The organism is Novacetimonas sp. GS1 (genome assembly GCF_036686925.1).
Lineage (GTDB): Bacteria > Pseudomonadota > Alphaproteobacteria > Acetobacterales > Acetobacteraceae > Novacetimonas > Novacetimonas hansenii.
On sequence record NZ_VSZP01000001.1, the window covers coordinates 636,596 to 658,580 of the forward strand.

General features: G+C 61.3%; 19 protein-coding genes and 1 pseudogene. 9 read left to right on the forward strand and 11 right to left on the reverse strand.

Annotated elements, in window-relative coordinates; translation table 11 throughout:
* Positions 1–61 precede the first annotated feature (61 nt).
* A pseudogene (locus FYB92_RS02870) lies at positions 62–353 on the reverse strand (integrase); the annotation flags it as partial.
* A gap of 161 nt (positions 354–514) precedes the next feature.
* Here FYB92_RS02870 and FYB92_RS02875 point away from each other — a divergent pair.
* From FYB92_RS02875 to FYB92_RS02885, 3 genes are all read left to right on the forward strand, one after another.
* On the forward strand, positions 515–976 hold the full coding sequence (locus tag FYB92_RS02875; RefSeq protein ID WP_139313029.1) for a hypothetical protein: 462 nt from the start codon (positions 515–517) through the stop codon (positions 974–976).
* A gap of 117 nt (positions 977–1,093) precedes the next feature.
* Complete coding sequence (locus FYB92_RS02880; protein ID WP_264986172.1) at positions 1,094–1,228, forward strand: hypothetical protein; 135 nt, start codon at positions 1,094–1,096, stop codon at positions 1,226–1,228.
* A gap of 320 nt (positions 1,229–1,548) precedes the next feature.
* On the forward strand, positions 1,549–1,983 hold the full coding sequence (locus tag FYB92_RS02885) for a hypothetical protein (protein ID WP_062809580.1): 435 nt from the start codon (positions 1,549–1,551) through the stop codon (positions 1,981–1,983).
* Between the two features lie 58 nt (positions 1,984–2,041).
* Here FYB92_RS02885 and FYB92_RS02890 read toward each other — a convergent pair whose 3' ends face one another.
* From FYB92_RS02890 to FYB92_RS02905, 4 genes are read right to left on the reverse strand one after another with little or no spacing between them, the layout of a single operon-like run.
* A complete protein-coding gene (locus tag FYB92_RS02890) occupies positions 2,042–2,956 on the reverse strand; it encodes a metal ABC transporter solute-binding protein, Zn/Mn family (RefSeq protein ID WP_332828140.1) in 915 nt (304 codons plus the stop codon).
* 15 nt (positions 2,957–2,971) lie between these two features.
* Complete coding sequence (locus tag FYB92_RS02895) at positions 2,972–3,844, reverse strand: metal ABC transporter permease (RefSeq protein ID WP_040512646.1); 873 nt, start codon at positions 3,842–3,844, stop codon at positions 2,972–2,974.
* Positions 3,841–4,650, reverse strand: a complete 810-nt coding sequence (locus FYB92_RS02900) for a metal ABC transporter ATP-binding protein (RefSeq protein ID WP_371861425.1) — start codon at positions 4,648–4,650, stop codon at positions 3,841–3,843. The genes FYB92_RS02895 and FYB92_RS02900 overlap by 4 nt, the downstream gene beginning before the upstream one ends.
* Positions 4,629–4,781 carry a hypothetical protein gene (locus tag FYB92_RS02905; RefSeq protein ID WP_225578739.1) on the reverse strand — a complete coding sequence of 51 codons (153 nt, stop codon included), beginning with the start codon at positions 4,779–4,781 and terminating at the stop codon, positions 4,629–4,631. Before FYB92_RS02905 ends, FYB92_RS02900 begins: the two co-directional genes overlap by 22 nt.
* A gap of 569 nt (positions 4,782–5,350) precedes the next feature.
* On the opposite strand from FYB92_RS02905, the gene grxB reads away from it, so the two are divergent.
* Positions 5,351–5,995, forward strand: a complete 645-nt coding sequence (grxB, locus tag FYB92_RS02910; RefSeq protein ID WP_332828141.1) for a glutaredoxin 2 — start codon at positions 5,351–5,353, stop codon at positions 5,993–5,995.
* A 140-nt stretch (positions 5,996–6,135) separates the two neighbouring features.
* On the forward strand, positions 6,136–6,474 hold the full coding sequence (locus tag FYB92_RS02915; protein WP_075632251.1) for a hypothetical protein: 339 nt from the start codon (positions 6,136–6,138) through the stop codon (positions 6,472–6,474).
* A 347-nt stretch (positions 6,475–6,821) separates the two neighbouring features.
* On the opposite strand, the gene FYB92_RS02920 is transcribed toward FYB92_RS02915, so the two are convergent.
* The gene (locus tag FYB92_RS02920; RefSeq protein WP_225578740.1) at positions 6,822–7,067 is read right to left on the reverse strand and encodes a hypothetical protein; all 246 of its coding nucleotides are present in this window, start codon (positions 7,065–7,067) and stop codon (positions 6,822–6,824) included.
* A 337-nt stretch (positions 7,068–7,404) separates the two neighbouring features.
* Complete coding sequence (locus FYB92_RS02925; protein ID WP_086558118.1) at positions 7,405–8,241, reverse strand: IS5-like element IS1031D family transposase; 837 nt, start codon at positions 8,239–8,241, stop codon at positions 7,405–7,407.
* 266 nt (positions 8,242–8,507) lie between these two features.
* Here FYB92_RS02925 and FYB92_RS02930 point away from each other — a divergent pair, with 266 nt between their 5' ends.
* On the forward strand, positions 8,508–9,419 hold the full coding sequence (locus FYB92_RS02930) for a phosphatase PAP2 family protein (RefSeq protein ID WP_332828142.1): 912 nt from the start codon (positions 8,508–8,510) through the stop codon (positions 9,417–9,419).
* Positions 9,420–9,830: 411 nt separating this feature from the next.
* On the opposite strand, the gene FYB92_RS02935 is transcribed toward FYB92_RS02930, so the two are convergent.
* Positions 9,831–11,918 (reverse strand): AAA family ATPase, encoded by a 2,088-nt coding sequence (locus tag FYB92_RS02935; protein WP_332828143.1) that lies wholly within the window; start codon positions 11,916–11,918, stop codon positions 9,831–9,833.
* A 472-nt stretch (positions 11,919–12,390) separates the two neighbouring features.
* Here FYB92_RS02935 and FYB92_RS02940 point away from each other — a divergent pair, with 472 nt between their 5' ends.
* Positions 12,391–13,056: a hypothetical protein gene (locus FYB92_RS02940; RefSeq protein ID WP_003621458.1), complete on the forward strand. Its 666-nt coding sequence runs from the start codon at positions 12,391–12,393 to the stop codon at positions 13,054–13,056.
* Between the two features lie 116 nt (positions 13,057–13,172).
* Here the strand turns inward: FYB92_RS02940 and FYB92_RS02945 are convergent, their stop codons facing one another.
* Complete coding sequence (locus FYB92_RS02945) at positions 13,173–14,444, reverse strand: hypothetical protein (protein WP_371861423.1); 1,272 nt, start codon at positions 14,442–14,444, stop codon at positions 13,173–13,175.
* Between the two features lie 657 nt (positions 14,445–15,101).
* A complete protein-coding gene (locus FYB92_RS02950) occupies positions 15,102–16,007 on the reverse strand; it encodes a formyl transferase (RefSeq protein WP_040510996.1) in 906 nt (301 codons plus the stop codon).
* A 706-nt stretch (positions 16,008–16,713) separates the two neighbouring features.
* Between FYB92_RS02950 and panB the strand changes: the two genes are divergently transcribed.
* Together panB and FYB92_RS02960 are read left to right on the forward strand one after the other, a co-directional pair.
* The gene (gene panB / locus FYB92_RS02955) at positions 16,714–17,529 is read left to right on the forward strand and encodes a 3-methyl-2-oxobutanoate hydroxymethyltransferase (RefSeq protein WP_003621464.1); all 816 of its coding nucleotides are present in this window, start codon (positions 16,714–16,716) and stop codon (positions 17,527–17,529) included.
* A 63-nt stretch (positions 17,530–17,592) separates the two neighbouring features.
* A complete protein-coding gene (locus FYB92_RS02960; protein ID WP_225578742.1) occupies positions 17,593–18,960 on the forward strand; it encodes an MFS transporter in 1,368 nt (455 codons plus the stop codon).
* Between the two features lie 543 nt (positions 18,961–19,503).
* On the opposite strand, the gene FYB92_RS02965 is transcribed toward FYB92_RS02960, so the two are convergent.
* Positions 19,504–21,981, reverse strand: a complete 2,478-nt coding sequence (locus FYB92_RS02965) for a TonB-dependent receptor domain-containing protein (RefSeq protein WP_332828144.1) — start codon at positions 21,979–21,981, stop codon at positions 19,504–19,506.
* Positions 21,982–21,985: the final 4 nt, after the last annotated feature.

The following is a 21,985-nucleotide window of genomic DNA, read 5'->3' on the forward strand; positions in this document are numbered from 1 at the left end:
CGTATCCTTCTCGATCGGACTCTACTTTAAAATGGTTACATTTTCGGGGGGCACGTCAGCAGGACCGGACCTCACCAGATCGCGCCGCTGTCAGGCAGGCAAACCGAGTGGCCTTTGCTGCCGGCTTGTCCGACAGGCTCAGTGACGCCATGACTGATGCAATCCCCGCCCATACCACTGCATTGTGGTGCTGGGCCTTCGACATTTTGGAAGGGGCGCAGGGAGAAGTGCGGACAGGTGTCCACGCCAACGGGCCTGGTTCTCTCCCTCACGTCAGCCCCGCGCATAATCAAGTATACGCTCCATGCGCCCCTCAGCCGTCCGGCTGTCTCTGCCATGTCTGTCCAGATAGGGCAGGCACCACATCGGTATCAACGTCTTTAGATAGCGGCCTCTGTGCCGTGACGATGAACATGCCCCATACATTTGGAAGCATTAAGTAAATATTCGTAACGAATATAGACCCGGCATGGGCGGTAACATTCAGGAGTCCAGAAAGAAAAGCCGAATCCTCATGTCCTGTCTTCGCCCACGTGTCGTTACTGCATGCCTGTTGCTTCCATTCGCGCTCGGGGCGTGTCAGGGCACTGATGCCGCCTGTCGCAGGGGGCCTCCATCCGCAACGCGCCCGCACATGGAAACGGGGGTGCATGGCGCTGTGACGGAGGGGTTCGGCGGCGGTGCGTTCGGGGGGAGTTCTGCTCCCGGTGGGGGAATGACTGACATGATGTCGGCGGGTGGTCCGTCTGCTGGCATGATGGGCGGCGGGATGACGGGGGGTGGTATGGGTGATGGCGGGCCGCCTGATGGTGGCTTTGGCAATCATGGAAGACCGCCGCCGGACATGGAGACATCGCCCGTCCGCTGTGGCCCCCCGCCCAATCGGCATCATGGCGCAAAAAGCCCGGAGGTCTCGTCCGCAAGGACATATGATGACGTGGACGTGGAAAAAATCCGTATTGGTGGCAAAGATTAGATGCCACGTTTTTTGTCCCGGCTTGTTTTGTCCCGGTTTGCGCTGGTAACGGGATGCCTTCTTATTTTTGCTGGTTGTGCCGAACATCGGCCGCCCCTTGATGATGACGGACTGCCGATGACCGATGGGTCGGAAGGCAGCGGGCCGCCCGGTGGCCCCTCTGGCGGAGATCACGGTGGCCGGGGTGGTGGTGTCTGGTCGGATGTGTTGCATACGGCCATGCAGACCGGGATGGGGTTTCTTCATCACTAGAGCATTTCCACCGAAAACCGGCTCTGCTTCAGCTCTTGAATCCCGGGCTATACCGGCATGCATATCCTTGGGGCGTCCCCGTGAGTTTATCCCCGTGGGCGGTATCCCCCCCCGGGGACGCGCGTGGGGTGCCGACCCGGAAGGGCGGGAGCCTGTTGCAGGGGTGTTTCGCCCCCGCGCTTTTGGCGTGGTCCGCGTGCAACTCCCGCCTGCATAAATGCTTAGGGGCTGCATCCGGGGCGATGCAGCCGACGGGCTTTGTCGTGCTGGCCCCGCGATCATAAAACCCTCTTTACGTCCCGCAAGAAGGATGAAAAGTGATGCGTTCCCTGCCGTCCGGGCTGACATTGCCCATGGTCGTGACGTTTGCCCTTGCAACCGGACCCGCCCTTGCGCGTGATCGCGACAATGCCGCATCCGCGTCTGTTCCCCAGCCTGTTTCCCAGTCTGGCGCATCTGCGGCGCATGGCGTGGTGGAGGGCGCGCCGGGTGCGCGTCTGGCGGGATATCTCAATTTCTGCATCGGCAATGGCCTGTTGCCGCACGGTGATACGACGCCGCTGCTTGACCATCTGATCGCCCGCACGCATGCGGTGTCCGACGACCATCGGGGCGACATGGAATATGCCTATGGCACGGCAGGCGTCCTGCACCCCGCGGATGCCGATGGCCCAAGGGTGACGGACCTCGACATCCCGCAACGCCGCGAACTGTGCGCCCATATCCGCCGCAAGGCCGCCTCCATCATGGGATGAGGCGGCGATGCCGTCCTGTCCTTCCCTTCCTTTCCCTGTGAAGGGCGGGCGCGTCAGGTCAGTGTGCCGCCTGCATGGCCTGGACCATCAGGTCCACATCGTGATGGATCATGGAGATGTAGTCCGCCGCAGGCCCCCCGGGGGGGGACAGGGCCTCCACATACAGTGTGCCGCCCGGCCGTGCGCCTGTGGCGGTGGCGACCTGCTGCACCAGGCGGGGGTCGGCGGCGTTTTCCATGAAATATGTACTGACGCCCAGGGTGCGGATCTGCCGGATCAGGGCGGCCACATCGGCGGCTGAGGCCTCGGTTTCCGTTGACAGGCCCTGTGGCGCCATCAGGGTCACGCCATATTCACGCCCGAAATAGCCAAAGGCGTCATGTCCGGTCAGCACCCGGCGACGGTCGGCAGGGACGGTGGCGATCCGGTCGCGGATGTAATGGTCAAGGTCATGCAGCCGTACAAGATAGGCATCGGCATTCGCGCGAAAGGCCTCTGCGTCCTGCGGATCAACACGGATCAGGGCATCACGGATGTTGCGTGTCCAGATTTCCACGTTTGGCACGCTGTTCCACACATGCGGGTCGGTCACATCGTGCCCGTCCTCCACCATTTCATGCAGGGGGACACCATTGGACACGATGACGGGCGTGCCATGATATCCCGCCGCGCGCGACAGGCGGACGAACCATGTCTCCAGCCCTTCGCCACTGAGGAAGATCACGTCCGCCTGCTGGAGCTTTCCTGCATCGGCGGGGGAGGGTTCGAATTCATGCGGGTCCCCATCGGGGGGCACGAGGGAGGTGACGGCGACATACGTGCCCCCCACCTGGCGCACCACATCGGCCAGCACCGTGAAGCTGGCGACGGCATGGACCGTGCGGGCCGTCGCGGCGTGCCCCTGTACAAGGCCCGTCATCAGCAGGGCGCAGGCAACAGGCAGGAAACCAACGGGCAGAAGACGGATTTTCATGTCAGGAAGCCTTTGTCATGCGCGTTTCATGCGCGGGGCAAACAGGCGCCGCGCCAGCCCCATCGGGGCCAGCACCAGCGAAAAGATGTAAAACAGGCTGCATGTCAGGATGATGGTCGGCCCCGACGCCATGCGGCAGTGGAACGACAGCAGCAGACCCCCCAGCCCCGACAGCGCGGCAATGGCGGCGGCCAGTGTCATCATGACCCACAGCCTGCGTGTCCACAGGCGTGCGCTGGCAGCGGGCAGCATCATCATCCCCACCGCCATCAGCGTGCCCAGCGCCTCGAACCCGGAAACCAGATTAAGCACCACGAGGAACAGGAACAGCATATGGCATGCCCCGCCGCGCCCCCCCACCAGGCGCATGAACCCCGGATCGACACATTCCATCACCAACGGCCGCCATACCACCGACAGGATGCACAGTGTCACCGTCGTCACCCCCCCCATAAGGCACAATGTCGGGGTGTCGATGGCAAGGATGGTGCCGAACAGCACATGCAGAAGGTCGATGTTCGATCCATGCGCGGACACGATCAGCACCCCCAGCGCAAGGGAGGTCAGATAGAAGCTGGCGAAGCTTGCATCTTCGGACAGGCGCGTCAGGCGGCTGACAAGGCCGGAGAGCAGCGCCACCCCCAGCCCCGCGACAATCCCGCCCAGCCCCATCGCCGTCATGGACATCCCCCCCGCCAGCAGAAAGCCGATGGCCGCACCGGGCAGGATCGCGTGGCTCATCGCATCGCCAACCAGGCTCATCCGCCGCAACTGCAACAGCACGCCCACCGGCCCCGCGCCCAGCCCAAGGGCCAGTGACGCGACAAGGGCACGCCGCATGAACCCGAAATCCGCGAATGGGGTGATGAACAGGTCATGCAGGCTCATGCCCATATGCCCGTCTCCTGCTGCGGCTCAACCGGTGGGGTGTCCCCCATGGGGCAGGCGAACATCGCTGTGCCGCCATAGGCGCGTTCAAGCAGCGCAGGCGTCAGCACCGCATCGGTCGCCCCCCAATGCGCCGCACCCTGCGCCAGCAGGACGACATTGGGGAAATGCCGTGTGATCTGGCGCAGGTCATGCAGAACCGCGATCACGGTCCGACCTTCGTCACGCCAGTGATCGACAAGGTGCAGCAGGTCGCGCGTCGTGGGCGCGTCCAGCGCGGTGAAAGGTTCGTCCAGTATGATGACCCGCGCATCCTGCATCAGCAGCCGCGCGAACAAAAGACGCTGGAACTGTCCCGCCGACAGGTCGCCGATGCCGCGTTCCTCCATCCCCGACAGGCGGACATGGCGCAGGCATTGTTCCGCGCGTTCGCGTTGCCGGGCATTGACCGCGCCGAACGCGCCGGTCGTGCGCCACGCGCCCGACAGCACAAGGTCCGCCACGCATAACGGGAACCCCCGGTCGATGTCACGGGCCTGTGGCAGATAGCCAAAGTCGCGTGGCTGTTGCCCACCGTAATCAATACGCCCCGCGCGTAACGGTATTTCACCAAGCATCGCGCGTACCAATGTGGACTTGCCCGCGCCATTGGCTCCGGCGATGGCCGTCAGGCTGCCGGGGGCGAAGGTGCCGGTGACATGTTGCCATACCGGTACACGCTCATAACCCGCGGCAATGTCATGCAGTGTGATCCCGCCCGTCGTCGCCTGTGCCTCGGTCCGGGTCATGGCAGGCGCGCCGCCCATGCAATGGCCACCCACAGCAATCCGATGGGCACCCCCATCCAGGCCAGCCGCCACGCCCATGACCGGGCCATCCAGGTCTGTAGCGTGGGTGCGGTGGGGGAAGGGGGCGGTGCCCCGTGGGCTGAGGTCATGGTCTTGTCATTCCGCGCGGTGGGATGGGGCCGCGTTATTGTTATATTATAACGTTTTCACATTACACCCCCGGCCACCTCCCGGTCAAGGCACGGGGTTTGTGCGGGAAAGCCTGCCCGTCCCCCTTATCGCGCCATGCGGCCATGGGGGATGGCCGCGCGGACAGGGGCGGTGCGGTGCATATCCCGCAGGGCGCGCGCGGCGCGGCATCGTTTCCCGGCATGCATCCTCCGATATGCGTCCTCTGGCATGCGTCCCCCCGCATGCCGCCATCGCCCACAAAGCATGTGCGAAAACACATCGTGATCCTGCGGGAAATAATGATCCTGCGGGGAATAATAAAGCCGCCGTGTTCAGTCCGGCTGTTGTGAATATGCGCAGCCTTTGGGGAGAGGTTGCAAAAACCCCGCCAGCAACGTCCATGGTGGCAGCCCGTTGCCGTGGGCATCATTTACAGACCGCCTTTCACATGACGTTCGCAATTGGCGTTCCTTGCCAACAGTCCGCCGGTCAGGGCAGGTTTCGCGATATAAGGTCAGGACCAACAAACAGGACATGAAGGATAAGGATGCGACTCTATAGCTATGATCACTGTCCTTTCTGCGTGAAGGCGCGGATGATCTTCGGGCTGAAGGATATCCCGGTGGATGTCGTGACACTGCTGAATGATGACGTGGCAACGCCCACGCGCATGATCGGGGCCAAGATGGTGCCCATTCTGCAGCAGGACGGCCAGTATATGGGCGAAAGCATGGACATCGTCGATCATGTCGATGCCATGGGCGGCGCGCGTGTCCTGACGGGGGCGATCAACCCGCAGGTGGGGGAATGGATACAGGCCACGAACGCCATCGCCTTTCGCCTGATCCTGCCGCGTGACGCTGCCGCCCCGCTGGAGGAATTCGCAACCACCGCCGCGCGTGCCTATTTCATCCGTGGCAAGGAAAAGATGGTCGGCCCGTTTGGCGCGCTGCTTGATGACAGTGCGGGGATGATCGCGCAGGTTGATGCGCGCCTGCGTGCGCTTGTCCCGCTGGTGCGTGCGCCGCATGCGGTCAATGGGGAACTGTCCAGCGACGATATTCACCTGTTCGCCCTGTTACGCAGCCTGACCATCGTTGCGGGCCTGTCATGGCCGGCGGAGGTGGCGCAGTACTGCCGCACCATGTCACAGGCATGTGGTGTCCCGCTGTTTGATACCATCAGCGCATAGGCGCGTTGTGTGCGGGCATGACCCACGTCATTGAACCATGTCGCCTGGCGGTGGTTTGTGGCATGGGGCCGACGTGATGGGCATGGTGCCTGCCGCCATGGCCGTCGCGGGGCCTTTGGACCCGTAAGAAGGAGGCCGCAATGCCACGTTCCATTGATGACAACGCCCGTGCCGACGATCCGGACGGGGGCAAGCACGCAACCGCCCGTCGTCTGGCGGAAGCAGGGGTCCGTGCCGAGCAGGCAGGCGATCAGGCCCGCGCCGATGCATTGTTTGACGAGGCCGAGCGCACCGACCCGGAGGCGCTGGAAAACGTGCTGATGGAAAATCCCGCCCCCCGCCGGCGCATCTCCGACCGTGGGTTTGGCGATGACGCCGCGGTTGCACGTACCACGCGCGAGGTGCGGCCCGGTTCCGATGCCCCCTCACGCGCCGGTATTACCGATGGGGGCAGCGGGGCGGATTCCGAACGGCGCTGACGCCTGCCTTGGAATCAAGGGTGCCCCAGGAATCGTGGCCCCAGAAATTGCGACAGAACAGTTGCGACAGAACAGCAGGATTACAAAAGGCCAAAATCCCTGAGTGCCGCCTTGTTAGAGACTGTTTGAAAAGTCAGAATCGATAACACACTGAAATTATAAAGGTTTTTGGTGAAGCTTTTTCCAAAAAGCTTCGAAAGACGCCGCCTTTCTGAAAAAAGGCGGCACCCAGAAATTTTTCCTTTTTTTATCAATGACTTGTTTTCAAACAGTCTCTTAAAAAGGCGGCGTCTTGGGGAGGGGCGCGGGCAAAAGCGTCTGCCGGAACCTGTCCATGTCGATGCGGATCACATCGACGGTCCCCACATGCCCAGCACGAACAGGATTGCGCCCAGCGCCATCATGACGATGTGGAACATCACGTCGCCCGGCATCGCGACCAGCGGGTCCATATGGGCGGAGCGTACGAACTGTACCACCACCAGGATCGCGCCACCGACGCACAGTGCGATACGAAGGGGGCTGATATTCCCCGGCAGCAACGATGGTTTGCGGTTCATGTCGTATCCATTGGCAGATGTTGTTGCCATCATGCCATACAAACTCCGCCCTTTGAACCGGTCGGGATGACATGGCCCCATGTGTGTTTCATATGCGCGTCCCATGGCGTATCCGGCAGGGCGGATGCCGACAAGGAATTTCAGCCGGTGCAGATTGCCAAGATTATTTAAAAGCAACCCGTTCATAAGAGAGTGTCTGAAAACAAGTCATTGATAAAAAACAGGAAATTTTTTGGGTGCTGCCTTTTTTCAGAAAGGCGGCGTCTTCTGAAGCTTTTTAGAAAAAGCTTCACCAAAAACCTTTATAATTTCAGTGTGTTATCGATCCTGACTTTTCAAACAGTCTCTAAGAGCCTGATCCGAAAGTTTTTCAGCACTGACAATGCCTTGCGGTTCTGCGGGTCAGCATGCGGATTGAGGCGATCAAAGTCCACGCTGTTGATGAGGCTATGGACTTTTCCCAGTCTTTGGCGAGCCGCCTGCATCGACCGAGCCAGGCGAATGTTCGTTCGACCACCCAGCGGCGAGGCAGGATTTCAAAGCCTCTGGCTGTGTCTGATCGCCTGATGATTTCGACCGTCCATTTTCCCATGCTGGCGAGCGCGGATCGCAGTTTATTACCGGCATAGCCGCCATCGGCGAAGATGTGGCGAAGCCATGGAAAGTGTTTGCGTATTGCCGCCAGGACATCGACAGCCCCGTCACGATCCTGAATGTCAGCGGCATGAACAAGGAGGAAGATCAGGAAGCCGCAGGTATCCGTCAGAATATGGCGCTTGCGACCTTTGACCTTCTTTCCAGCGTCATAACCGGAAATTCCCCCACTTTCCGTGGTTTTCACCGACTGGCTATCAATCACGCCCGCGCTCGGGGAGGCCTCACGCCCTTCGATCTCCCGCAGGTTCATGACCAGTAATGTGTTCATCGCTTCGAACAGTCCGGCATCACGCCATGCGTAAAAGTAGCGCCTGACGGTCGAGACCGGTGGAAAGCATTTCGGCAGCAGACGCCACGCACACCCACCCGAGGCGATATAGAGTATCGCGTTTACAACCTCGCGCATATCCGCCGTGCGAGGCCGTCCGCCCCGTTTCGCCGGGGGCACGAACGGCATAATCAAAGCCCACTCGGCATCCGTCATATCCGATGGATATCGCAATCCCTCCCGGCTATGTTCGTGTCGGGCAATACCAGTCCATGCCACCATTCACTCCATCTCTTCGCAAAGACGGATGAATCACAACATGCTGGTATTGTTCAAAAACTTTCGGATCAGGCTCTAAAGAATGATAAAAGTTGTCGGGGAGTTGCTTTTGCCCAGATAATGCCTCGTCCTTGCAACGCTCCCTGAAAAAAGCTGCATCAAAAACTTTTATGATTCCGGTAGGTTACGGGGGCTGTTTTTCAGGCAGTCTCTGATTGGGAATATGCAATAAAGCCCGTTCGGCGTTTCTGAAGGAATGATGCAAAAGCATGGACAGGGGATTTTTGTCGCGGCGCAGGGGGGCGCGACGCAAAGGGCTGCAACACCGGGAACGGTACCATAGGGGATCGAAAGGCTGGCGGCCCGGACATTCCGGTGCGCGTGCCGTGGTGGGGGTATCTGTGCTGGTGGTGGGCATGGGGCTGGCGATGTCACCGGCCCCCGCACATCCCGCACCGTCCGGCCCATCGTTGTCCGGCCCGCCCTTGCCGGATGGGCGGGTGTTCCTGCCCCCGCCTCCAGCCGCCGAAACCGCAGGCAGCGCCGCCGATGCCAGCATCTTTGCCGATACACGTGTGCAGGAAGGCAGCGGGCGGTGGAAACTGGCGCAGCGTGATGCCCGGCATGGGGTGGGACATATGCTGTCCGCTTTTTCCTGTGCGGCGGGTTTTACGCTGTCACCTGCCCATCTGCCACGGCTGGAAGCGTTGCTGACACGGATGGAGGCACGGGTTGAACCCGTGATTGCGTTGGAAAAGGCGCAATGGAACCGCCCGCGTCCCTATTCCGCGATGGAATTGCCCCTGTGCGTGGCCGAACGGGGGGAGGTGGCGCATACGCCGTCCTATCCTTCCGACTATGCCACGCTGGGATGGATGACGGGGGCCGTACTGTCGGACCTGCTGCCCACGCGTACGGCCCAGATCATGCGCCGGGCGCGTATCTATGGTGAAAGCCGTGTGATCTGTGGCGTCCACTGGCACAGTGATGTTACGGCGGGATGGATGAATGGGGCCGTGCTGTATACCGCCATGCGGCAGGAGGCGGACTTTGCGCAGGGTCTTGACGCCGCCCGCACGGAAATCGAGGCCCTGCGGGATCATCCCCCCGCCCACCTGCCGCCGCCCGATCCCGGTGAATGCGCGCAGGAAGACGACGCCGCAGCCCATTCCCCCCAGTAAGGCTGTTCCCGGTAAGGACGCTTTCAGTAAGGACGCACAGAAGTTAAGCGGCTTGGTCTTTTTAAAGTGGGGTCTTTTTAAAAAAGGCAATGCCTTACAAAATATCTTTAAAAACCTTCCCTAAAACTTTTAGAGATTGCTTGAAAACAAATCATTGATAAAAAATCAGAAAAGTTTTTGGGTGCCGCCTTTTTTCAAAAAGGCGGCGTCTTCTGAAGCTTTTTGGAAAAAGCTTCACCAAAAAACCTTTATAATTTCAGGATGGTATTGGGCCTGATTTTTCAAACAGCCTCTTGCGGTGATGCCGGGATTTTTTGTCCCGCAACCTCCCTGATCGTGGGGCGCAAAGGGTACTCCATTTGGTGGGGCGCGGGGGCCGCAGCGCCTGCACCTGCCCCAACCCCTGCGTTCCTACATCGAAAACCCGATGGTCTGGCTGCCTTCGCGCCCCCTGGTTTCCGCCACCAGCAGGTCAAGCATCGCCTGCGGCGTCGCAGGCACGTCCAGCAGGGCCTGCCTGCGCACCACCAGGGCAAAGTCCGAGGGGGTGAGCGTGCGCAGCCGGTTCAGCCCCTCGGGCGCGGGCAGGTCAAAGAACCGTTCAAACGCATGGCGTGCCTGTTGTGGCGTGAGATAGTCGAAACGTGCGCGCAACAGGAAGCGGCGCATGCTGGCCGGGTCAAGGCGGGTGGCAAGGTTGGTGGTGCATACGAACGGCAGCGGGTGGCTTTCCATCCATGTCAGCATTTCGTTCACCTGACTGACCTCCCAATTACGTTCGGCCGCGCGGCGATCGCCAAGCAGGCTGTCCACCTCGTCGAAAATCAGGAAGGAGCCGGTGTCGCGTGCTTCGGCAAAGGCGGCGGCGATCTTCTGTTCGCTTTGTCCCACATATTTGTCCAGCAGGTCGGAGGCGCGTTTTTGCAGGACCGGAAGCTCCATCATATCCGCAAGGTAGCGGGCATATGCGCTTTTACCCGTTCCCGGTGGCCCCGACAGCAGCAGTGACACCGCGCGCGGTGCGCCCGGCCGCGACAGGCGCGCCGCCAGCCCCGCAAGGTCACTGTCGGCATTGACCAAAGAGGCGTCATACGGCGCATCCCCGCCCGGCGGCGGCATCACCACCCGCCCTGCCGACGCGGCCTGCGTGATGCCGGTGGCGATGGTGCAGACCATGGTGGAATCCCCACCCGCCAGACGGGTCGAACGCAGCGCATTGCGCAGGATCGCAGGCGGGGCGGGAATGGCGCGCGCCAGAAGGGCGGCGGTATCGGGCGTCAGGGGCACCTGTTCCTCCTGCGCCATGTCCTGCCACAGGCGCGCACGCACCGCGACGCCGGGCTGGCGCATTTCGATACACAGCGACATGCGCCGCGCGATGGCGGGGCCAAGCATTTCCAGATCGTTGGCCGTCCAGATCACCGGCGTTCCCCCCTGTTCCAGCAACCGGTGAAAGAACACGCGGCTGTAGGATTGCGGGGCCTCGAACAGGCCGGTGGTGAACAGGTCTTCCGCCTCGTCAAACAGCAGGACGGAGGATGTGTTGCGTAACAGGCGCGTGCTGCACCGCAGGTCCGCCAGCCGTTCATGGCGGGAGGGTTCGTCGCCGCTGCTGTCGGCCTCGCCCACCGGATACAGTGTCGCACCGATCTGTGCCGCAAGGGTTGCCGCGAATTCGGTCTTGCCCGTGCCGGGGGGGCCATACAGCAAGATGTTGATGCCCGGCGCATGGTCGCGCACGGCGGCAGCCAGCACCTTGGCCGCGATTTCGCCCTGTTCGCCAAGATGGGCGAACGCCTCCCACGGCAGGCTTGCCCCGCGTGGCTGTCCCAGCAGGAGGGAACGGATGTCGCCCACCACGCGCGCGCGCCGGTTCATCAACGCCATCAGGCGCGGCAGCAGCGTGATGTCGCCATCTTCGTCCACGCTCATAAGCCCGCTCATGCGTAACTGTCCCTCTGGGGCGAGGGCGGCGGCGATTTCCATTTCCGCACGGTTGAGCAGCATGTGCAGCAGCGAGATGTCCTCGCACAGGAATGGCCCGCGGGAGCGGTTTTCACACAGGTCGTCCCACAACTGCTCGAAATGGCCATTGAGGCGATAGCACATCGCAAGGCCAAGGATATCGGTCGCCGCATCGTCCAGACCCGTCGCGCGACGCAGTTCCGACAGCCATGCATCAAGGTAGCCGCCATGCCCTGCCTGCGCGTCGCGTGCCTCTTCCAGGGCATGGCCCAGACGTTTCCATTCGGTCGCGGTGGGGGGGGCGTCGCCGTCGCGGCGGATCATGGCGGGCAGGGCCTTGTCCGGCAGGCCAAGGTCGGGTTGCGCCTGTACCGCGCACCGCACCAGCGACCCCGCATCGCGCGCGCCACGGTGGATCGACCCATGCAACGCACACAGCATGTCCAGCAGACGGCGCATGTCCCCCTTTACCCGCGACGGGCGCGCGGTGGGTACGCGGCGATGGGCCGGGCGTCTGCTTTTGGCAAGCGGCATCGGGTCGGATCTCCTGCTGTTGGGTGGAATATACGGGTCATGGTAAAAAATGTCGTGCGAAAAGGCACCCCCCGCGTCCGCCTCGGGGCTGCCTTGCGGGATGCGCACTGAACCGGGCGCCATGCCTGACGTTTGCACGCCAGCAAGGAGGAAGCACCCCACCCGTCATGGGGGTTGTCCTGGATGATGTGTTCCGGGGGCTGTTTGGAAACAACCTGTTGACAGAAAAAGAAAAAATTCTCCAGACGTCATCTTTCCCCAAAAAATGCGACGTCTTTTGCGGGGCTTCCTGAAAAAAGCGCCGCAAAAAGCCCTGGTTGTGAATGCGTGATGTTTTTCAGGCAGACTTTTCAAACAGCGTCTTAACCCTTATGTCGGTACGATACGGTATTGGATCAAGACCTTGGCCCGCCTCTATGGTGGGGAAGGCAGGCATTTACAAGAACCTGGATTCTGGACGGAAAAGAGCCATATGAAAATCAAGATCCCGGCGGTCGCGCGCTATGTGTCGTCCGCTTTTGTTCCCGGCCTTGCGGCGCTGTCGCTTGGCGTGATGGCGACGGTCGCCGCCCCGCATCCCGCACAGGCCGACACGTCGGTTATCGTGGGGAATCAGGTGTCCTCCGCAACGGTGGAAAGCGTGGATCACGAGACGGGAACAGTGCTGTTGCGTGACCACACAGGTGATCTCGTGACCGTGCGCGTCCCGCCCGAGGCCCGCAATGTCCCGCGCCTGCAGGCAGGTGACAAGATCAACATCCGTTTCTTCAAGACGATCGCCGCGTCCATCGTCCCGCCCGGTACGCAGCCGCCGGAATCGACCATTACCTCGGCCAAGGGATATGCCGGGTTGCACCCGCATGGCATGCTGGTGTCGAACCGCCGCGAACGGGTGCATGTGCTGGCGGTGGACCCCGCCAAGCACCAGATCACGTTTGAGGACGCTGACGAGATCACCCGCACGGAAGTGATCGGGGAAAAGGCGATGCAGGGTTTCCTGAATACCCTGAAGGTGGGGGATACCGTTGACGTCACCGTGACCGACGCCGTGTCGTTCGAGGTGATGAACCGCGTCATCGCCCCGTCCGCCACCGTGACGCAGGCACCCGGCGCCAGCGCACCGCGCCAGACGCCCTGATAATGCAGATGACGGCCCCGCCGGGGCCGCCCGTTATGGGCGGTTGCGGCAGGGTCTTTTTTCCAGAAGGTTTCGCGGGGTATCGTCCTTTTGAAAAGAGGCGATACCCTGTGCCTTTATTCGGATTCCTGCACCTGTCCGGACAGTGAATATCCCGAAACCACACTATCAAGCATCGTATCAAGTCCATCCTGCAATAACGGGTCCACCCCGTGTGCGACATAGGCGCGGGCACGTTTCTTGATGCTGTTGGCCACGCGTAGGTTGATCGGTTGCGCCGTGCCTTCACGCAGGACACTGGCGACGGACACCTGCCGTTCATGCGCCGCGCGCACCAGCAGGAAGGCAATGTGGTTCAGGATGTTGCCAAATTCAAACCGGCCAAAGCGCGAACGGCAGCGCGTCATTTCGCCCAGAACCTCGATATAGCGGTCGATGACCGGGCGTGAGGTATCCTGCCGGAAATGCAGCATGTGGTATTTCGCCGCGCGTGCATGTTCGATGCGTGCGTCTTCCCATTCGCCCAATGCCTCGTTACGGGTTTCGACCATGCTGTGGCGCGCGCGTGCGTCCAGGCAGGTGGATACGAAATCCCCGTGCGCCGTCGCATTCCATGCCACGCCCCTGCCTGCGCCATCCTCGCGCAGGGCAAAGCGAAAGCGCCTTTGCCCGTCAAGCCCGTACAGGATGGACGTCCCCCCCCGGCACAGCGGGTCGGTGCCCAGCACCATGACATGCGACATATCGCCACGGCGCATGTGATGTTGCCATGTCAGGACGTCAAACAGGCTTTCATCTTCGGCCACGCGGTCGATATGGGCATGGATATGGGCCATGAAACGCGTGGTGGGCATGCCTGCGACGCGTGGCGCGGCAAAGTCGATGCGCCACCAGGTTGCCGCACGCAGCAGGTGAAAGGCCAGTGCATTGCGCAACACCACCAGTTCGTCATCCGCGCCAACCTGTTCGCACAGGGCAGCAACCACGCTGAAACGGTGTGTCAGCATGCTGACCTGCCGTGACATCGGCGTCCACGGGTTGAAATAGTCAACCAGCATTTCCGGACGTGAATGGGTCAGGTGCCAGGCGGCCCGGGTGCAGTGGGTTTCGCGCATCATAAGATCCTTCTTGGCCCATGGGGTCTGGTCCGGCGGGCAGGGAGGGTCAGTAGCCGAGTTGGCGGGGCGCATGGTTGGTATGAAGCCATGGCCCGCGATGGTGTGGGTATGGTGTGCGGTTGATGCGGCATCCCGCGTGCAGGCATGGCCTGACGTATGGATGCCGGGGACATAGGTGCGCGACGGATGGCGTCGCGGCCAGCAACCGGACGGGGGGAACCCCGTTGCGGAGGATGCCTGCCTATATTTATTGATAACAGTTCTTAACATCAAGTTAAAAATAGGACAGGTCGCACTTTCCACCTGACACGGGAATGGCGGTTGGTCAGGGCATGCCTGCCAGATGTCGATGCAGACAGCACGATCTTTCATGATGTCTGTGTAATGTGACGTATCCCGTGCGAAACATGGCGTGACCGAGATGGGTATATTTCCAATGAATTGGATATAATATATCAGGTCAGGAGGCACTGACTTTTTCTGTCCGGGAATAGATATACCACTGTCATGGTCGCGGTATTGGGAAAAAATATCCGCTCCCTGACATTTCTACTTCGGGTATGGGCAACTGTTGCATCATGGGGGCGGTTTAAGGGCTACATAAAGAGTCCATTCCAATAACCCTATGGAATAATGAAGTTTTTTTGGGAGATATTTTCCACGAAGCTTTGGAAGACATGGTATTTGCACAAAGACCCAGGTCACGCCTGAAAATGTTTTCATTTTCTGGACAATGAGTTGTTTTCAAACGGTCTTTAAACAAAAACGGCGCTGGTAAAAGCCGGTAAAAGACAGTGTCAGTAACATGCTGAAATTATAAATGTTCTGGGGGCGGCGTTGTCCCATATGCTGCGATAAGATGTTGCCCTGTCCGGGGAAAAGGCAACGTCTTTATTATTACATATCAATGTATTCATGAATGCAGGGTCATGATCTGCGACGTAGCAGCAGGCGGTCAAGATCAACCAGCGCGCGTCGCACGATGGAGGGATCGGTATGTTTGGCGTCAAACAGCGTCACATCCCCTGCGGCCGACAGCGTATGCAACCCGTCAGTAAACGGGGCGAAGGCCGCGGGCGCGTGCAGGGACGGCGCGGCCCTGGCCTCGAATCGCTGGGGTGTCAGGGTGGTGATATGCAGTGGCGTGATCGCCCCGCCATAGGTGGCGGCGCATTCCTGCGTTGGCAGTACCAGCCCGTTATCCGTCATGATGGGGGTGCCGCCGGGGCGGGTGCTGCGGATGTCGCGGCGCACGGGATTGCCCGGATGCGGATGCCATGGCCCCATCAGGCGTTCGGCCCATGCAACGTGCAGTTCACTGATACGGTCGATGGGGGAATTGCCCCATGGGGCGTGGAATATCCACCACCGTCCGTCATGGAAAATGGGGGAGGCATCGACGGCGGCACCGGGGAATTCGAACATCTCCACCAGTTCCCAGCGATAGGGAAAATCGGTGGCGCGGTACAGGGTCTGTCGTCCCGAACGGCCGGATTCGGGCATCATGTAAATTGTGCCGTCCATGTCGGGCACGATCACGGGATAGGACAGGTGCCACGGTTCGACCAGAACCGGGCAATGTTCCAGCAGCGTCAGCGCGCGGTTGAACACGAACACGTCGATGCGCCCGATCTTCACGCGGTAATCATATGCTTCTGCAAAGACATACAGGCGGTCGCCCCGCCAGATGCCAAACGGGTCGGCGATAAAGCGGAATGGGCCAGGATTGTCGATCCATGTAACCGGATGCGCGCCCACGCCATCGCGCAGTACCTGCGTCATGGGGGCATGGATGATCCCTGTGCGCCAGATGTCGGTGCGTCCCAGTCCCAATGTCGTGTCCTTTCATGAAATGACAGGTGAAGGCACCGTTGCGTCCTGCGTCCTGCGTCCTGCGTCCTGCCTTCTGCGCCCTGTGCGATGGCGTTGTGTGTCCGGGTCATTTCCCGCACGCGGCGGGTGTGCGGGGCATGGACCTGCCTGCACCGGATATGCGGCGCGGCTGTTCCGGGCGCTTGCCCTGATCATAGTTCCGACCAAAGGCCCGGACTGCCGACTGGCGCGGATCGCATGTCCGGTTATCACATATTTCACCCTCCGCGCACCGGCAAGGCGCAGAGGCCATGTCCGGCAAAAGGCAGGTGCGTCAGGGGGGGCGGTCATGCGTTTCCCCGCCGTGGTCATGGCCGTGGCCCTGTGCATGGAGGTCGGGCAGGGACAAAACCGCGAAAGGGCCTTGGGGGAAGGGCGCTGCTGGGGGCCGGGTCGCTTTATTCAGGGTATCTCGGACATATCTGCATCGGGGATGTCGATGACGCCATCCCGTCATGGGGGACGGGAACGTGCCATGGGGATTCGCATGGGGATTCGAAAGCCTTGGCGCTTGTCCCCGCGCGACCGCTCCCGCCTCCTGCCCCCGCCCCCTGCCATCGCCCGTATGTTTTCGCGTATGTTTACAAGGACGTTCGTGCTGCGATATCCGGGTGCAGTGGCGCGGGCCCTGCCGGGTTTCCTTGCGCCCCTTTGGCAGGAGGCTTGATTGAGTACCACCACACAGACACGTCGCCGTACCATCCGTGACGTGACCAAGGGCGAGGTGCCGGGCGTATGGCTGACGGCCTATACCGCATCCATGGCGCAGCGGCTTGATGCGCATGTGGATGTCATGCTGGTGGGGGATTCCCTGGGCATGGTGGTCTATGGCCTGCCGAGTACGGTTGGCGTTACGATGGATATGATGATCGCCCATGGCGCCGCGGTCATGCGCGGGTCGCAGCGTGCGCTGGTGGTGGTGGACATGCCGTTCGGATCGTACCAGGAATCCCCTGCGCAGGCATTCCGCAATGCCGCACGCATCATGGCAGAGACGGGCTGCGGTGCGGTGAAGCTTGAAGGGGGTGCGGAAATGGCGGACACGGTGCGTTTCCTGACACAGCGCGGTGTGCCGGTATGCGGGCATATCGGGCTGATGCCGCAGGCGGTCAACGCCACGGGCGGTTTCCGTACGCAGGGGCGTGATGCGCTTCAGGCGGCGAAGGTCACGGCAGATGCCCACGCCATTGCCGCAGCCGGGGCGTTCGCCATTGTGATCGAGGGCACGGTCGAACCCGTGGCGCGCGCCATTACGCGTGAACTTTCGGTGCCGACCATCGGCATCGGGGCCTCGGTGGCCTGCGACGGACAGGTGCTGGTGGTGGATGATCTGGTCGGGGCGTTCGGGGATTTCACCCCCCGCTTCGTCCGGCGCTATGCCGAGGTGGGGTCCGTGATCGAGGACGCCGCCAGCCGTTATGCCGATGACGTGCGTAACCGCCGCTTTCCCACCGATGCGCAGTGTTTCGGCACACGCGGGTAAGGAGGATCGACGGGTGGGGGGAAGCATGCCATGCTGATACCTTGCTGAAGCAGAGACGGTGTGGTGCAGCTCCTTCCCCTTTCCCCTGCCATGGCGGATGCGGCGCGAACGCCCGCGTTTGGCCGACGTGAACTGCTGGCGTTCGGCGCGGGGGACCTGGCGTTCAACATCATCTGGGGGCTGATGCTCAGCTACCTGGAATATTTCTATACCGACATCTGCCTGTTCCCACCGGCCTGTGTGGCGGTGATCCTGCTGTGCGCGCGCGCCATCAGCATCGTGGCCGACCCGGTGGTGGGGGTGGTGATCGACCGGCGCCCGGCGGGACGTCAGGCGCTGCCGCTGTTGCGTATCGGGCTTTTGCCGTTTGCCGCCATGATCGTGCTGACCTTTGTGCCGTTTGGCGGCCCGGGGGGGATTGCACGTTATGTCTGGGCCTGTCTCACCTATATGGGCCTGTGCGTGACCTATAGCGTGTCCAACACAGCCTATGGCGCGCTGACCAGCCTGATTTCGGATGATCCCGCCATCCGCCTGCGCCTTGCCAGCGCGCGCATGGTGGGGGCAGGGTGCGGTACGCTGCTGATTGCGGTGCTGACACTGCCTGCCGTGGACTGGCTGGGCCATGGCGACCGGCGGCATGGTTTCATGCTGTTCATGGTCATGGTTGCGGTGGTGGTCGCCGCCCTGCTGGGGCTTGTGGCCACGCTGTGCCACGAACGCGCCCGCGCGCACCGCGACCGGCAGCCCGTGCGCGTGTTGGCGCGTGCGCTTTTGCGCAATGGCGGGTGGTTGCGCCTGACGGGGGCGATGATCCTCGTCATGCTGGGATCGACCTTCATGTTTGGTGCGCTGGTTTATTACGTGCGCTTCGTGCTTGGCGGCAGTGACCATGACGCGGGCTGGATACTGGGCGCGATGAATGTGCTGGGCCTGTGCGGCAGCGTATGTGGCGCGGCCCTTGCCCGGCGGTGCGGCAACCGGCGCCTGATGGGGGTGGGGACGTGCCTGTGCGGGACGTGGCTGGCGCTGGCATGGATGTGCCCGCCATCATGGCCGGTAACGGTGGTGGCGATGTGCCTGTTTGGCCTGTGCCTTGGCCTGTGCAATCCGGCCTGCTTCGCACTGCTGGCGGAATATGTGGAGCAGGGCGCCCGCACCAGCGGCGTGCGTACGGCGGGGCTGGCATGGGCGCTCAACTCCACGGCGTCGAAACTGGCTTTTGATGGTGGGGGCAGCATGCTGGCGTGGCTGCTGGCAGGATATGGGCTGGTGGCGGGCGATCATGCACAGGCGGCGGGGGCGCGTGCAGGGATCGGGATCGGGTTCCTGGCAATCCCGGCCTGTGCCTTCGTGGCGGCCGGGGTGGGCGTGCTGCTGTTGTGCCCGCGTCCGGCAACGGATGCCGGAAGGCTGTTGAGAAAAGAATAGAAGTCTCTGGCTGTCGCCGACCTCGTTCAAAAATGCAATATTTTGCAGGGTTTTTCGGGAAAATCCTGAAAGGACGTTTTTAAAATTTAAAGCCGTAATCTGCGGGAATGATAAAATTTTAGTAAATATTTTCCCAAAGATCTTTGCAGGACATCGAATGTCAAACAATATACTAACGTCTGGTATTGTCCATTTTCTTGGCAGGCTGCCGGATTGGGATTTTTTACGCAGAAATATTTTTGAAATTACAAAAATAATAGAATTTACAACACAAAAACAGAAATATATTTTCATACGTTATGAGTAATGTCCATTCTGGCTCCCAACCCGACAGCCTGCCAAGAGACTGTTTGAAAAGGTAAGTCCGACAAGATCGTGAAATCGTAAAAGTTTTTGGTGAAGCTTTTTTCAAAAAGCTTCGGAAGACATCGCCTTGTTGCGATCGAAAGGCGACACCAAAAAATCTTTTTCTATTGTTTATCAACGGTTTGTTTTCAGGCGCTCTCCTGTTCTTCCATCACGTCGTCCGTTCCAAAGATGCGTTCAGAATCCGGTCGAGGCCGTAAACAGGACCGCAAGCCCGCCGCCCACGTAATAGGTCGGCGCCTGCCCCGCGATGGTGGTGCCATGCACGCCCGTGGTGTCGCGGGCGTTGAAGGTGGGGGCGGCGACACCGGACAGGTAATGCTGGTTGGTGATGTTGATGAAGTTCATGCGAAATTCGGGACGTGACAGGAAATAATGGCTGTCCATGCGGTATCCGAATGCAAGGTTGCCGGTGGTATGGTCCGACAGGCGTTCGTCATTCATGAAGGTCGCATACTGGTGGCCGACATATTTGACGCTCGCCATGCCAAAGAAATGCCCGTCATCATAGCTGAGGCCCGCAGACGCCTGAAGTGTGGGGCTGTTGACCGCCGTAAGGCCGCGCGTAGGCAGCAGGTCGCCATTGGCGGAAATGTCATTGTCGATGGTGGCGTGCAGGTATTCCCCCGACAGATAAGGGCTCCAGTGGTGCCACGGATGGGTCCCGACCTCCACATCCACGCCGCGCGTCGTCTGTCCCCCGCCATTGAGGGTGGAGGCCACGGTCGCGTTGTTCACGTCGATGGTGGTCTGGATCTCGCGGTTGGTGAAGTCATAGTTGAACAGCGTGACCCCCCCCATCAGCCACGTCCCGGAATAGCGGTAGCCCAGCTCCTCCGACACGGAATACTGGTTCTTTACCCTGCTGGGGTCGAGTGCGCCGGTAATCGGGCTGTAGGTGGTGAACAGCGCGGATTCATCGGGGGTGCGGAAACTGGTCGTGGTGTTGAAGAACACCTGATGGCGTGGCGTGATCTGGTAACTGATGGCCATGCGCGGCAGGGGAATGGATGTGTTGCTGCTCACGTTGGTCTGGTTCCACGCGGCGTCGGTCGTGCTGCCATGCCGGTCGAGCATCACGTCCTTGAACCCGACCTCAAGGTGCAGGCGCCTGTGCAGGAACGTCATCCGGTCCCCCGCATACAGGGCGTTGGTCTGCGCGATGGAATGGAAACCACCTGCCTGTAGCTGCCGCCCGTCGGGTGTAAGGATGGTGCGGCTGATACGGTCCACCCAGATATCGGCGGCGGTGCCATTCGCACTGACGGCGGTGAAGGGCTGTTTTTCATTGTCGTCGGAATAATCGTACCATGCGCCCAGTACCAGGTCATGGTTGGCGATGTGCCAGTCCAGGGTGGCGTTGACCCCGGCGCGATAGCTGTTCTGCGTCCAGTTCGCGCGCACCAGATCATCCACGCCGGGAACGCCGCGTGGTGTTGCCTGCCCTTCGGCGTACATCCCGGCATCCGCCAGCGTCGTGCCCGACGGGTCGTTGCCATAACTCCATTGCGCATAGGGCGTCATCTTCAGCCGCAGCCCGTGTGTCAGGTTGAAGTGCGAAGGGGCGGCGACATAAAAGATGCGTTCGGGCTGCCGGTACAGCGGCGCGTAATCCGCCCCGCCCGCCGCGTCATTGGGGTCATAGGTGCGTGCAAGGTTGTTCGCCGCCCCAAATGGCCCCGACTGTTTCCAGTCCGCCTTGTCCACCAGCGGATAGTAGCTGGCGACCATCGTGTTCCATGTCCCGATGAGGGAGATGCGGTTGTCATTGCCCCAGTCGCGCAGGAACTTGAAATCTATATGCTGGCGTTCGTCATGCCCCACCCCGCGCCAGTTGTCGGTATAGCCGTGGGAGTAGGAGACAAAGCCCCGGATGCCGGTATGGCCAAGGGTTCCCGTCTCCAGCCGCAGGAATTCGCGGTTGGTGTTGTATGACCCATACGACACGTCGGCATATCCGCCCGCATGTTCGGCCGGGTCGCGGAACGTCATTTCCATCAGTCCGCCCGCCGCGTTGAGCACAGGGGCATCAAGATCTGCCGCCCCCTGGGCAAGGGAGACGGTCTGGTAATTCTCCGTATCCGCGAACTGTCCCGGATAGCCGTTATAATAGGCAATGTCGTTCAGCGGCATCCCTTCGAGCAGGTAGCCGATCGAATCCCCGCCCATGCCGCGCACGTTGATGTTCGTTTGTGGCGAGAAGCCAAGCGGGTCGGATGTCGCGACATTGGCCCCGGGCAACATCGCGACCATGTCGAACGCCGTGGCCGAAGGGGCCTGCTTGTCCATGAAATCCGTGCCGATGGTGCTGACGGATTTCGGGGCCTTTTCCTCCCGCAGCAGGCCGCCGCCGGGCTGGTGGCCGTGTGGGTGTGCCTGGGTTACGGAAATGTGTTCGTGTGTGAGTGCGGGCGTGGTCGCGGATGTACGCACATCTGTGGTTGCGGGCGCGGTGGAGGCGGCCAGATGGCGTGTGCGCGGCCCTGCCGCATGGGCAGGTGACGGCCCGCCGGGAGGGGAGGGGACGGGGGTGAGGGTGGCCGCCCATGTGGTGCCGTTCGTCCCCCCCATCACGACCATCACGGCGGCCAGCACATGGCGTGGCATGGCGCAGGTGCCCGCCGGGCGGCGCGGGGAAAGGGCGCGGGGGATCATGGAG

Excerpts from the sequence above, each read along its gene's own strand:
- FYB92_RS02875 (WP_139313029.1), top strand. The coding sequence starts at position 515 with ATGTCCTGTCTTCGCCCACGTGTCGTTACTGCATGCCTGTTGCTTCCA.
- FYB92_RS02880 (WP_264986172.1), top strand. The coding sequence starts at position 1,094 with ATGACCGATGGGTCGGAAGGCAGCGGGCCGCCCGGTGGCCCCTCTGGC.
- FYB92_RS02885 (WP_062809580.1), top strand. The coding sequence starts at position 1,549 with ATGCGTTCCCTGCCGTCCGGGCTGACATTGCCCATGGTCGTGACGTTT.
- FYB92_RS02890 (WP_332828140.1), bottom strand. The coding sequence starts at position 2,956 with ATGAAAATCCGTCTTCTGCCCGTTGGTTTCCTGCCTGTTGCCTGCGCC.
- FYB92_RS02895 (WP_040512646.1), bottom strand. The coding sequence starts at position 3,844 with ATGAGCCTGCATGACCTGTTCATCACCCCATTCGCGGATTTCGGGTTC.
- FYB92_RS02900 (WP_371861425.1), bottom strand. The coding sequence starts at position 4,650 with ATGGGCGGCGCGCCTGCCATGACCCGGACCGAGGCACAGGCGACGACG.
- FYB92_RS02905 (WP_225578739.1), bottom strand. The coding sequence starts at position 4,781 with ATGACCTCAGCCCACGGGGCACCGCCCCCTTCCCCCACCGCACCCACG.
- grxB (WP_332828141.1), top strand. The coding sequence starts at position 5,351 with ATGCGACTCTATAGCTATGATCACTGTCCTTTCTGCGTGAAGGCGCGG.
- FYB92_RS02915 (WP_075632251.1), top strand. The coding sequence starts at position 6,136 with ATGCCACGTTCCATTGATGACAACGCCCGTGCCGACGATCCGGACGGG.
- FYB92_RS02920 (WP_225578740.1), bottom strand. The coding sequence starts at position 7,067 with ATGATGGCAACAACATCTGCCAATGGATACGACATGAACCGCAAACCA.
- FYB92_RS02925 (WP_086558118.1), bottom strand. The coding sequence starts at position 8,241 with ATGGTGGCATGGACTGGTATTGCCCGACACGAACATAGCCGGGAGGGA.
- FYB92_RS02930 (WP_332828142.1), top strand. The coding sequence starts at position 8,508 with ATGGACAGGGGATTTTTGTCGCGGCGCAGGGGGGCGCGACGCAAAGGG.
- FYB92_RS02935 (WP_332828143.1), bottom strand. The coding sequence starts at position 11,918 with ATGCCGCTTGCCAAAAGCAGACGCCCGGCCCATCGCCGCGTACCCACC.
- FYB92_RS02940 (WP_003621458.1), top strand. The coding sequence starts at position 12,391 with ATGAAAATCAAGATCCCGGCGGTCGCGCGCTATGTGTCGTCCGCTTTT.
- FYB92_RS02945 (WP_371861423.1), bottom strand. The coding sequence starts at position 14,444 with ATGTTAAGAACTGTTATCAATAAATATAGGCAGGCATCCTCCGCAACG.
- FYB92_RS02965 (WP_332828144.1), bottom strand. The coding sequence starts at position 21,981 with ATGATCCCCCGCGCCCTTTCCCCGCGCCGCCCGGCGGGCACCTGCGCC.